The organism is Acinetobacter suaedae (assembly GCF_008630915.1).
Taxonomy (GTDB): domain Bacteria; phylum Pseudomonadota; class Gammaproteobacteria; order Pseudomonadales; family Moraxellaceae; genus Acinetobacter; species Acinetobacter suaedae.
The window spans coordinates 13,142-25,214 of the sequence record NZ_CP043909.1; the positions used below are offsets into that span (position 1 = coordinate 13,142).

Below are 12,073 nucleotides of genomic sequence, written 5' to 3' on the forward strand. Positions count from 1 at the left end.
ACGTATTGAAGTCTGAGGAACATCCATGAACGCCCAAGCTCTCGAATTGTCAGATAATGCTGCAAAAAAAGTTCGCCAACTGCGCGAAAGTGAAGGTAATAATGACCTGATGCTACGTGTTTATGTCACGGGTGGAGGTTGCTCTGGATTTTCTTATGGGTTTAATTTTGCAGAAACAATTAATGAAGATGATGCAGAATTTAGCAATGGTGATGTCAAAATGCTAGTTGACTCATTAAGCTACCAGTATTTGGTTGGGTCAGTTGTCGATTACCTAGAGGGACTTGAAGGCTCACGTTTTGTGGTGCAAAACCCGAATGCAACGACCACTTGTGGTTGCGGATCATCTTTTTCAATTTAAGATAGATTCTGCAAAAAGCCTCTCGATGAGAAAGTCTGAGAGGCTTTTTTTATGCTTAGACCGCCGTAATCGTTCCCAAAATACGATCACCAGATGCACCTGTAACGGTAGGTAAATTACCATTCAGTTGTTGAATAAAGCGCATTGCCAGCCAAGCAAAAGCTGTTGCTTCCACCCAGGTTGGCGCTAAACCCAGCGCATCTGTGGTTTGTACCGACCAGTTATGTTTACGCAAGCGCCAGCGCAGTTGTTCAAGTAAATGTGAGTTATAAGCCCCACCACCACAGACATAAACTTCACCTGTCGGCATTAAATCCTTACTTCGATAAATGGCTTTCTTAATTGCACGTGTGGTGAGCTTCATGAGTGTTGCTTGGACATTCTCCGGAGTGTCTTCCAGTTCATTGTAATCTAGATCATTACGCCAATCGCTGATTTGATCATCTAACCACTCTAGATTGAAGTCTTCACGTCCTGTGCTTTTAGGTGGTTCTTTAGCAAAAAATTCATGTGTTTGTAAACGATCTAAAAGCGAACGAATTGGTTGTCCATATGCTGCCCAGTCACCATTTTCATCGTATGGATTTCCAGTATGGCGTTGGCACCAGGCATCCATAAGAATATTGGCTGGACCCGTATCAAAACCATAAACTGCATTTGAATTATTAGCAGGTAGCATACTCACATTGGAGATTCCGCCCAAATTTAAGATGACACGATGAATGCTTTCATGTTGAAACAATGCTTGGTGAAAGGCTGGAACTAAAGGTGCACCTTGTCCACCTGCCGCCATATCACGACGACGAAAATCAGAAACGACAGGCAGTTGAGTGATTTCTGTGATGATGTTTGGATCACCAATTTGCAGAGTAAAACCATATTCGGGGCGATGGCGAATAGTTTGTCCATGTGAACCGATTGCTTTAATTTGTGTTCTATCCAAATTATTTTGTTCAATCAATTGATTGATTCCATGTCCAATCATTTGTGCCAAAGCAACATCGGCTTTGCCCATGCGATCAATTTCATTATCATCTGGCAGAGTTAACGCCATCAATTCATCACGTAATTCAGGTTCAAAAGGGACAGTTAAAGTTGCGTGTAGCGTTAAAGGGTCAAATGAAGTTGCAACAATATCAACACCATCCATGCTTGTGCCTGTCATTACACCAATATAGATTGCGCTCATATATAACTTCCCCTGCAAGACGCTGAAAAAATGTTAGTATATCGCACAAATTGAATAACTGATGTGTTTAGGTTTTGTGATGTCAAATTTCTTGCCCGCCGAAGAACAGCTTGCTCTCATTCAACGAGGCACGCATGAGATTATTTCTGAAGAAGATTTGCTGAAGAAATTAAAAGAGAATCGTCCACTGCGTGTGAAAGCAGGTTTTGATCCAACGGCCCCTGATCTACACTTAGGGCATACGGTTCTGATCAATAAGTTAAAGACTTTCCAAGATCTTGGTCATGAAGTTACTTTCTTAATTGGTGACTATACCGCGATGATTGGTGACCCAACGGGCAAAAGTGCAACACGTCCACCATTATCAAAAGAACAAGTACTTGCCAATGCGAAAACATATCAAGAACAAGTTTTTAAAATCTTAGATCCAAATAAAACAAAAGTTCGCTTTAACTCAGAATGGTTTAATCAAAAATCTGCGGCTGATTTGATTCAATTGGCGAGTCAACAAACAGTTTCACGTATGTTAGAGCGTGATGATTTCACTAAGCGATATAGCAATCATCAGCCGATTGCGATTCACGAGTTCCTCTATCCATTGGTACAAGGTTATGACTCGATTGCGCTTGAAGCAGACGTCGAGTTAGGCGGAACAGACCAGACCTTTAACTTGTTGATGGGTCGTACCTTACAAGGGCGTTATGGTCAGGAATCACAAGTGTGCATTACTGTGCCGATTCTTGAAGGTTTAGATGGTGTTAACAAGATGTCTAAATCTTTGGGCAACTATATTGGTGTATTTGATACACCAGGTGCTATGTACCAAAAAATCTTGTCGATGCCAGATAGCCTGATTGAGCGCTACTTTGATTTACTTAGCTTTAAGTCACTTGATGAAATCAAAGTTTTGCTTGATGAGATGGCTGCGGGTCGTAACCCACAAGAAATCAAACGTATCTTGGCGCTTGAGTTGGTTGAACGTTTCCATGATGCTGAAGCGGCAGAAAATGCGCATAAGAGTGCAGGGAATCGAATCACTGAAGGTGAAGTGCCCGAAGATACACCTGAAGTCACCATTTCTCGTGCTGAATTTGGTGGCGAATTATTTATTGCAACTATTTTACGTGTAGCGGGCTTAAATCCGAATGCAGCATCAGCGAAAGATGCCGTAGGACGTGGTGCAGTTAAAGTCGATTGGAATGTTGTAGATATGAGTTTCTCTGTAAAAGAGAACGTGACTTTAATCATTCAGTCAGGCAAAAAAGCGATTGCACGTGTGACTTTCACCGACTAAATCGAAATAGAAATAATAAAAAGCAGGCCTAGAGCCTGCTTTTTATGCATAAATAGATGATAAAAACAACGAAAACATCAGTTTTGTAGAAAAAAGAAGCATGCAAAAGGAAATAAGAAGAAAAGGGGTTGTGTTGTTATGTGAATGCTGTAGAATGCACATCCATCGGCGGTGATGCGGATAAAAACTTGTTGATAAACAAGGATTTGGCTTAAAGTGGTTAGATTCTTGGTGTGGTTGATAAGTTGATAAAATATCTAAATTACCAGTTGACTTTAAAGAAATTTAGAGTAATATAGCCGACCTAGCTTGATGATGACGAATCATCGAGAAGATCATTAAGAGAATAGAAGAACAACTTGTGTGGATTTTTACTGGTTGATCGATCGAATATATTTTCATTGATTAATTGGTTTAAATTTCTCGAAGTTTATTTGAGCGAATATTAAGTCAGTAATTGATGAGCCAGAATTGGCACCTTGTCTTAACTAAGGTGCAAATGATTTTAACTGAAGAGTTTGATCATGGCTCAGATTGAACGCTGGCGGCAGGCTTAACACATGCAAGTCGAGCGGGGGAAGGTGCTTCGGTACTGGACCTAGCGGCGGACGGGTGAGTAATGCTTAGGAATCTGCCTATTAGTGGGGGACAACATTCCGAAAGGAATGCTAATACCGCATACGTCCTACGGGAGAAAGCAGGGGATCTTCGGACCTTGCGCTAATAGATGAGCCTAAGTCGGATTAGCTAGTTGGTGGGGTAAAGGCCTACCAAGGCGACGATCTGTAGCGGGTCTGAGAGGATGATCCGCCACACTGGGACTGAGACACGGCCCAGACTCCTACGGGAGGCAGCAGTGGGGAATATTGGACAATGGGGGGAACCCTGATCCAGCCATGCCGCGTGTGTGAAGAAGGCCTTATGGTTGTAAAGCACTTTAAGCGAGGAGGAGGCTTACCAAGCTAATATCTTGGATAAGTGGACGTTACTCGCAGAATAAGCACCGGCTAACTCTGTGCCAGCAGCCGCGGTAATACAGAGGGTGCGAGCGTTAATCGGATTTACTGGGCGTAAAGCGTGCGTAGGCGGCCATTTAAGTCAAATGTGAAATCCCCGAGCTTAACTTGGGAATTGCATTCGATACTGGATGGCTAGAGTATGGGAGAGGATGGTAGAATTCCAGGTGTAGCGGTGAAATGCGTAGAGATCTGGAGGAATACCGATGGCGAAGGCAGCCATCTGGCCTAATACTGACGCTGAGGTACGAAAGCATGGGGAGCAAACAGGATTAGATACCCTGGTAGTCCATGCCGTAAACGATGTCTACTAGCCGTTGGGGCCTTTGAGGCTTTAGTGGCGCAGCTAACGCGATAAGTAGACCGCCTGGGGAGTACGGTCGCAAGACTAAAACTCAAATGAATTGACGGGGGCCCGCACAAGCGGTGGAGCATGTGGTTTAATTCGATGCAACGCGAAGAACCTTACCTGGCCTTGACATACTAGAAACTTTCCAGAGATGGATTGGTGCCTTCGGGAATCTAGATACAGGTGCTGCATGGCTGTCGTCAGCTCGTGTCGTGAGATGTTGGGTTAAGTCCCGCAACGAGCGCAACCCTTTTCCTTACTTGCCAGCATTTCGGATGGGAACTTTAAGGATACTGCCAGTGACAAACTGGAGGAAGGCGGGGACGACGTCAAGTCATCATGGCCCTTACGGCCAGGGCTACACACGTGCTACAATGGTCGGTACAAAGGGTTGCTACCTAGCGATAGGATGCTAATCTCAAAAAGCCGATCGTAGTCCGGATTGGAGTCTGCAACTCGACTCCATGAAGTCGGAATCGCTAGTAATCGCGGATCAGAATGCCGCGGTGAATACGTTCCCGGGCCTTGTACACACCGCCCGTCACACCATGGGAGTTTGTTGCACCAGAAGTAGCTAGCCTAACTGCAAAGAGGGCGGTTACCACGGTGTGGCCGATGACTGGGGTGAAGTCGTAACAAGGTAGCCGTAGGGGAACCTGCGGCTGGATCACCTCCTTAACGAAAGATTGGTGACTGGTAAGAATCCACAACAAGTTGTTCTTCGAAGATGTATCTGAGGGTCTGTAGCTCAGTTGGTTAGAGCACACGCTTGATAAGCGTGGGGTCACAAGTTCAAGTCTTGTCAGACCCACCACTACTGACGAAGTGATGAATAATCACAAGCTGCTAGATAAAAAGATATATCGTTCATGATGATTGTAAGCTGGGGACTTAGCTTAGTTGGTAGAGCGCCTGCTTTGCACGCAGGAGGTCAGGAGTTCGACTCTCCTAGTCTCCACCACGTACTTTACGAAGTACGAGCTAAAGATTACAGAACTTAGTAAGTTAAACGCTTATTAACTTCTGTGATTTATCACAGTTTACTGCAAGCTGACGAGGCTGTAGTTAATCATTAACAGATTAGTAGAATTGAGTCTGAAATAAATTGTTCACTCAATTCATTCGAAAGAATGAAATTGAGAACTAGCAAAAACACTGAATCAAGCGTTTTGGTATATGAATTTAGATTGAAGCTGTATGGTGATTAAGTTCACAGACAACAAACCAGTAGCAATTAAGTTTGCAACGATAACACTCACTTGTATGTGTTAACGACTGTTTGGGGTTGTATAGTCAAGTAATTAAGTGCATGTGGTGGATGCCTTGGCAGTCAGAGGCGATGAAAGACGTGATAGCCTGCGAAAAGCTCCGGGGAGGCGGCAAATATCCTTTGATCCGGAGATATCTGAATGGGGGAACCCACCCGCTAAAAGGCGGGTATCAATAACTGAATACATAGGTTATTGAAGCGAACGAGGGGAAGTGAAACATCTCAGTACCCTTAGGAAAAGAAATCAATTGAGATTCCCTTAGTAGCGGCGAGCGAACGGGGATCAGCCCATTAAGTTGTGTGTGTTCTAGTGGAACGCTCTGGGAAGTGCGAACGTAGAGGGTGATATTCCCGTACACGAAAGGGCACACACAATGATGACGAGTAGGGCGAGGCACGTGAAACCTTGTCTGAATATGGGGGGACCATCCTCCAAGGCTAAATACTCCTGACTGACCGATAGTGAACCAGTACCGTGAGGGAAAGGCGAAAAGAACCCCTGTGAGGGGAGTGAAATAGATCCTGAAACCGCATGCATACAAGCAGTGGGAGCACCTTCGTGGTGTGACTGCGTACCTTTTGTATAATGGGTCAGCGACTTATATTCAGTAGCGAGGTTAACCGCATAGGGGAGCCGTAGAGAAATCGAGTCTTAATAGGGCGTATAGTTGCTGGGTATAGACCCGAAACCAGGCGATCTATCCATGAGCAGGTTGAAGGTTGGGTAACACTAACTGGAGGACCGAACCCACTGTCGTTGAAAAGCCAGGGGATGACTTGTGGATAGGGGTGAAAGGCTAATCAAGCCTGGTGATAGCTGGTTCTCCCCGAAAGCTATTTAGGTAGCGCCTCGGACGAATACCATTGGGGGTAGAGCACTGTTTCGGCTAGGGGGTCATCCCGACTTACCAAACCGATGCAAACTCCGAATACCGATGAGTACTATCCGGGAGACAGACTGCGGGTGCTAACGTCCGTAGTCAAGAGGAAAACAATCCAGACCGCCAGCTAAGGCCCCAAAATCATAGTTAAGTGGGAAACGATGTGGGAAGGCATAGACAGCTAGGAGGTTGGCTTAGAAGCAGCCACCCTTTAAAGAAAGCGTAATAGCTCACTAGTCGAGTCGGCCTGCGCGGAAGATGTAACGGGGCTAAAACTATGTGCCGAAGCTGCGGATTTGACTTTTAGTCAAGTGGTAGGGGAGCGTTCTGTAAGCCGATGAAGGTGTATTGAGAAGTATGCTGGAGGTATCAGAAGTGCGAATGCTGACGTGAGTAACGACAAAACGGGTGAAAAACCCGTTCGCTGAAAGACCAAGGGTTCCAGTCCAACGTTAATCGGGGCTGGGTGAGTCGACCCCTAAGGCGAGGCCGAGAGGCGTAGTCGATGGGAAATTGGTTAATATTCCAATACTTCTGTGTAATGCGATGAGAGGACGGAGAAGGTTAAGTCAGCCTGGCGTTGGTTGTCCAGGTGGAAGGTTGTAGGCATGTATCTTAGGCAAATCCGGGGTACTCTATGCTGAGAACTGATAGCAAGCTGTACTTGTACAGTGAAGTGGCTGATACCATGCTTCCAGGAAAAGTCTCTAAGCTTCAGTTACACAGGAATCGTACCCGAAACCGACACAGGTGGTCAGGTCGAGTAGACCAAAGCGCTTGAGAGAACTCTGCTGAAGGAACTAGGCAAAATGGTACCGTAACTTCGGGAGAAGGTACGCTGCTGACGGTGATGGGACTTGCTCCCTGAGCTATTGGCAGCCACAGAAACCAGGCCGCTGCAACTGTTTATTAAAAACATAGCACTCTGCAAACACGAAAGTGGACGTATAGGGTGTGATGCCTGCCCGGTGCTGGAAGGTTAATTGATGGGGTTAGCGTAAGCGAAGCTCTTGATCGAAGCCCCAGTAAACGGCGGCCGTAACTATAACGGTCCTAAGGTAGCGAAATTCCTTGTCGGGTAAGTTCCGACCTGCACGAATGGCATAATGATGGCGGCGCTGTCTCCAGCAGAGGCTCAGTGAAATCGAAATCGCTGTGAAGATGCAGTGTACCCGCGGCTAGACGGAAAGACCCCGTGAACCTTTACTGCAGCTTGACATTGAACTTTGACCTTACTTGTGTAGGATAGGTGGGAGGCTTTGAAGTTGGAACGCTAGTTCCAATGGAGCCGTCCTTGAAATACCACCCTGGTAATGTTGAGGTTCTAACTCTGTCCCGTAATCCGGGACGAGGACCATGTCTGGTGGGTAGTTTGACTGGGGCGGTCTCCTCCTAAAGAGTAACGGAGGAGTACGAAGGTGCGCTCAGCGTGGTCGGAAATCACGCGTAGAGTATAAAGGCAAAAGCGCGCTTAACTGCGAGACCCACAAGTCGAGCAGGTACGAAAGTAGGTCTTAGTGATCCGGTGGTTCTGTATGGAAGGGCCATCGCTCAACGGATAAAAGGTACTCTGGGGATAACAGGCTGATACCGCCCAAGAGTTCATATCGACGGCGGTGTTTGGCACCTCGATGTCGGCTCATCTCATCCTGGGGCTGAAGCAGGTCCCAAGGGTATGGCTGTTCGCCATTTAAAGAGGTACGCGAGCTGGGTTTAGAACGTCGTGAGACAGTTCGGTCCCTATCTACCGTGGGCGCTGGAAATTTGAGAGGATCTGCTCCTAGTACGAGAGGACCAGAGTGGACGAACCTCTGGTGTACCGGTTGTGACGCCAGTCGCATCGCCGGGTAGCTATGTTCGGAAGGGATAACCGCTGAAAGCATCTAAGCGGGAAGCCTACCTCAAGATAAGATTTCCCTAGGAATTTATTCCTCTAAAGAGCCGTTCGAGACTAGGACGTTGATAGGTTGGGTGTGGAAGCACGGTGACGTGTGAAGCTGACCAATACTAATTGCTCGTGAGGCTTGACTATACAACACCCAAACAGTTGTTGTATTCAAGATAAATTCAATACATAACTTGATTTAGTGTTAAAACTAGTTACAATACAGACTCATGAGCGAGGATAAGCAAAGATTAATAATCTTTGCCCGAGCGCAAGACATAAAGCTATGCTTTATGTTCTACTAATCCGTTAATAACTCTTTCGGTACTAAGTGGCATGAACTTAATAATAAGTTTAAAAGTAAGACCACCCAAAGCCAAAACAGTTTGCTGGCGACAATAGCAAGAGTGAACCACCTGATCCCTTCCCGAACTCAGAAGTGAAACCTCTTCGCGCTGATGGTAGTGTGGCACTTGCCATGTGAGAGTAAGTCATCGCCAGCTTTTAAATTCAAACACCCCCAACCTAATGGCTGGGGGTGTTTTTTATTGGGCGGAATTTTATATATACTACCTATTTAGTTTAAGAGCTTTCTGCAATGACTTGGATCGTCGTAAAAAGTTTCTCTTTTCCATATGAAGCGCACATCGCAAAAACACAATTAGAAGCTGCTGGCATTCCTGCTCAAATTGAAAATGAACATACGATTAACATGAATTGGCTTTATTCGAATGCTTTAGGTGGTGTGCGTTTACTGGTGCCTCAAACTTATGAAGATGAGGCAAAAACGATTCTTGCGCAAGATTTTAGTGAGTTACTAGAGCAAGAGTTTGAAGGAGAGAAAGACTGTTGTCCTCAGTGTGGAAGCTATGATATAGAAGTTTATATCAAGGGTAAAAAGCCAGCTTATTTGCTATTTTTATTAATAGGTTTTCCTCTATTTTCTTATACAAGTGGTTATAAATGTCAGCAGTGTCAGTATTTTTGGAGTAAATAATCAGGCTTTAATTCCAATTTATTAGAGTAAATATTTAGAGAATTAAAATGACGAAAAAAGAAGATTTAAATGCCGAGCAAATCAATACGTTGATGATAAGTTTAAAACAACGATTTGAGCAAAATATGCATCGACATCAAGGGCTAGATTGGGTGGATGTAGCAGATCAATTAAAACAACAGCCAAAGAAATTATGGTCCTTGAATCAAATGGAAATGACAGGTGGTGAACCCGATGTTGTTTGCTTTGATTCAAAAACATCGACTATTGTGTTTTATGATTGTGCTGTTGAGTCCCCTAAAGGGCGGAGAAGTTTGTGTTATGATCGAGCTGCCTTAGATGCACGTAAAGAACATAAACCCAAAAATAACGCGCTTGATGTCGCTGAAGAAATGGGCGTTGAGTTATTAACGGAAGACCAATATAGACAACTGCAAACTATTGAGGGTTTTGATTTAAAGACATCGAGTTGGGTAAAAACACCTGATAATATTCGGGAACTAGGTGGGGCGATATTTTGTGATAGCCGTTATGGTCGAGTATTTACTTATCATAATGGTGCGCAATCTTATTATGCGACGCGGGGATTTCGTAGTCGTCTAAAAGTTTGAAATAAGGAACATCGACTATTCAGTATTTAAAAAGCCAAATATAAAAAGAAGCCCCATCGTCCTGACGGGGCTTCTTCGTATTTAGTTTATTGTCGTTTATTTCCTATAAACAACCACTTCCTGTGGGTCTTGTTATTTTCAATGAGACTTCCTGTCTCTGTATGATTTGTATATTAAGGTGAATCAGAGGCGTTGTATATTCGTCAATCTCCCCGATTAATGTAGGTTTAGGCTTACATAAAGTTCTCGATTGGATTATGTGATTTTTACCAGATAAATCGATATAGATATGCTTTCTTATCACAATTTTAGCTAAGGTTAGCTGTAAATCGCATTTGTATATCAACTTTAACTATATAAAATTCGGAAAATTATATAGTTGTGGAAAGACTGCCTCATGGGTTGGGAAGGTTGGTTATCGTTAGCATTGACACTAGCAGGACTGCTTACGCTGATTTTTTCAAGAATTGCCCCACATATCGTGATGTTGGCAATTTTGACGATATTAAGCGTGTTGGGCATATTAACTGCGCAAGAGGCATTGGCTGGTTTTAGTAATTCAGGTTTGATTACTGTGGCTGCGATGTTTGTGGTGGCTGCAGGGATTTCCAACTCAGGTGGCATCGACCTTTTTGTGAATAAGTTATTGGGAACACCTAAAACAGAACGTATGGCGCTGTTGCGAATCTTTTTGCCAATTGCGCCACTGAGTGCCTTTTTAAATAATACGCCTGTTGTTGCCACGATGATTCCCGCTTTAAATAGTTGGTCGAAGAAAATTGGGATTGCACCTTCCAAGTTAATGATTCCATTAAGTTATACTGCGATCTTAGGGGGGACAATTACGTTAATTGGAACCAGTACTAATTTGGTAGTTAATGGTCAGTACCAAGCGCTTACAGGCGAAGCTGGTTTTGGGATATTTGATATCACGATTATTGGCTTACCTGTTGCGATCATTGGTATGTTTATCATGTATTGGTTTGCACCCAAGTTATTGCCAAATCATCAAGAGCAAAATGTATTTTCCAATCTGCGAGAGTTTACTTTAGAAGTGATTGTAAGCCCGAATGGGCCATTGGTGGGGCAGTCGGTTGCAGCAGCTGGTCTCAGAAGTTTAAAACGGGTCTATCTGGTCGAAATTGAACGTCAACAAACAGTTTTATCGGCAGTTTCTTCAGATGAAATTTTATTTGGCAATGATCGTCTAGTTTTCGCGGGAGACACTGAAGCAATTACTGAGTTGTTAAAAATTCATGGTTTAGTGGCGCCAGATAGTATTGATGAAAAATCGGCCTTAGAAGAAACACATGCAGGGCGTCGATTGGTTGAAGCTGTGGTATCTCCTCATTGTGATGCGATTGGGAGTGCCATTCGTGATTCCAAGTTCCGTAATCGTTATGGTGCAGTTGTATTGGCTGTGGCACGTAATGGTGAGCGTTTAAAAGGTGGATTGGGTAACATCAAATTACAGGCGGGTGATACGCTGCTATTGGAAGCTCGTCCTGCCTTTGTAACACGTCAAAAATACAATAAAGATTTTCTATTGGTGAATGAGTTAGATCATGAGCCATTGCAACATGACAAAGCATTATTGTCTTGGGGGATTTTACTTGCGGCTGTAACTGCGGCAGGTTTTGGTGTGTTGAGTATGCTAAATGCAGCATTATTAGCCGCAGGTGCGATGCTCGCTTGCCGTTGTTTGACGGTGAAACAAGCTGAGAAAAGTTTAGATTTGACTGTTATTTTAACTATTGCGGCGTCATTTGCTTTAGGTACTGCTTTAGAGAAGACAGGCGTTGCTGAGATGCTGGCACAATTCATTGTGCATTTTAGTGCTGGCGAGGCGATTTTATTGCTGATTTTGACGTATTTCTTTGTCTCCTTATTAACTGAAGTGATCACCAATAACGCAGCCGCTTTGCTGACTTTGCCGATTGTACTAGCGATTACGGAACAGGCGAATTTAAATCCGATTCCGTTTGTATTCGCGATTATGATGGCAGCTTCGGCAAGTTTTGCGACACCACTAGGTTATCAAACCAATTTGATGGTATTGGGACCGGGAAATTATCGTTTTAGTGATTTTATCAAGGTGGGCTTACCGATGAATATCTTTATCGGGTGTATTACGGTGATACTGTTGCTGTTGGTATTTCCAATTCAACTATAAATAAAAAAAGCCCTGAGTGATTCAGGGCTTTTTATGTGATATTCAGA

Annotated in this window: 6 protein-coding genes, 2 tRNA genes and 3 rRNA genes; 10 read left to right on the forward strand and 1 reads right to left on the reverse strand. The window is 44.1% G+C overall.

The window, feature by feature from the left end:
• Window positions 1–25 precede the first annotated feature (25 nt).
• Complete coding sequence (erpA, locus tag F2A31_RS00050) at window positions 26–361, forward strand: iron-sulfur cluster insertion protein ErpA (protein ID WP_150024574.1); 336 nt, start codon at window positions 26–28, stop codon at window positions 359–361.
• A gap of 55 nt (window positions 362–416) precedes the next feature.
• On the opposite strand, the gene F2A31_RS00055 is transcribed toward erpA, so the two are convergent.
• Entirely contained in the window at window positions 417–1,550 is a 1,134-nt protein-coding gene (locus tag F2A31_RS00055; RefSeq protein WP_150024576.1) for an anhydro-N-acetylmuramic acid kinase, read from the reverse strand.
• A 61-nt stretch (window positions 1,551–1,611) separates the two neighbouring features.
• On the opposite strand from F2A31_RS00055, the gene tyrS reads away from it, so the two are divergent.
• The 9 genes from tyrS (at window position 1,612) to F2A31_RS00100 (ending at window position 12,026) form a co-directional block, all read left to right on the forward strand.
• Window positions 1,612–2,844 (forward strand): tyrosine--tRNA ligase, encoded by a 1,233-nt coding sequence (tyrS, locus tag F2A31_RS00060; protein ID WP_150024578.1) that lies wholly within the window; start codon window positions 1,612–1,614, stop codon window positions 2,842–2,844.
• A 506-nt stretch (window positions 2,845–3,350) separates the two neighbouring features.
• Window positions 3,351–4,887: ribosomal RNA gene (locus tag F2A31_RS00065) — 16S ribosomal RNA — on the forward strand.
• A gap of 59 nt (window positions 4,888–4,946) precedes the next feature.
• A tRNA-Ile gene (locus F2A31_RS00070) sits at window positions 4,947–5,023 on the forward strand.
• A gap of 71 nt (window positions 5,024–5,094) precedes the next feature.
• Window positions 5,095–5,170 (forward strand) — tRNA-Ala (locus F2A31_RS00075).
• Between the two features lie 330 nt (window positions 5,171–5,500).
• Window positions 5,501–8,392: ribosomal RNA gene (locus tag F2A31_RS00080) — 23S ribosomal RNA — on the forward strand.
• Window positions 8,393–8,633: 241 nt separating this feature from the next.
• Window positions 8,634–8,748, forward strand: a 5S ribosomal RNA gene (gene rrf, locus F2A31_RS00085).
• The 16S, 23S and 5S rRNA genes sit together here with 2 tRNA genes alongside, the layout of an rRNA operon.
• Before the next feature lie 95 nt (window positions 8,749–8,843).
• Complete coding sequence (locus F2A31_RS00090) at window positions 8,844–9,242, forward strand: putative signal transducing protein (RefSeq protein ID WP_150024580.1); 399 nt, start codon at window positions 8,844–8,846, stop codon at window positions 9,240–9,242.
• A gap of 47 nt (window positions 9,243–9,289) precedes the next feature.
• Window positions 9,290–9,853 (forward strand): DUF4256 domain-containing protein, encoded by a 564-nt coding sequence (locus F2A31_RS00095; RefSeq protein ID WP_150024582.1) that lies wholly within the window; start codon window positions 9,290–9,292, stop codon window positions 9,851–9,853.
• 397 nt (window positions 9,854–10,250) lie between these two features.
• Window positions 10,251–12,026: an SLC13 family permease gene (locus F2A31_RS00100; protein ID WP_005087418.1), complete on the forward strand. Its 1,776-nt coding sequence runs from the start codon at window positions 10,251–10,253 to the stop codon at window positions 12,024–12,026.
• Window positions 12,027–12,073 lie beyond the last annotated feature (47 nt).

Bases quoted from the DNA above. Each gene is read 5' to 3' on its own strand.
- F2A31_RS00095 (WP_150024582.1), top strand. From the start codon at position 9,290: ATGACGAAAAAAGAAGATTTAAATGCCGAGCAAATCAATACGTTGATG.
- erpA (WP_150024574.1), top strand. From the start codon at position 26: ATGAACGCCCAAGCTCTCGAATTGTCAGATAATGCTGCAAAAAAAGTT.
- F2A31_RS00055 (WP_150024576.1), bottom strand. From the start codon at position 1,550: ATGAGCGCAATCTATATTGGTGTAATGACAGGCACAAGCATGGATGGT.
- F2A31_RS00090 (WP_150024580.1), top strand. From the start codon at position 8,844: ATGACTTGGATCGTCGTAAAAAGTTTCTCTTTTCCATATGAAGCGCAC.
- tyrS (WP_150024578.1), top strand. From the start codon at position 1,612: ATGTGTTTAGGTTTTGTGATGTCAAATTTCTTGCCCGCCGAAGAACAG.
- F2A31_RS00100 (WP_005087418.1), top strand. From the start codon at position 10,251: ATGGGTTGGGAAGGTTGGTTATCGTTAGCATTGACACTAGCAGGACTG.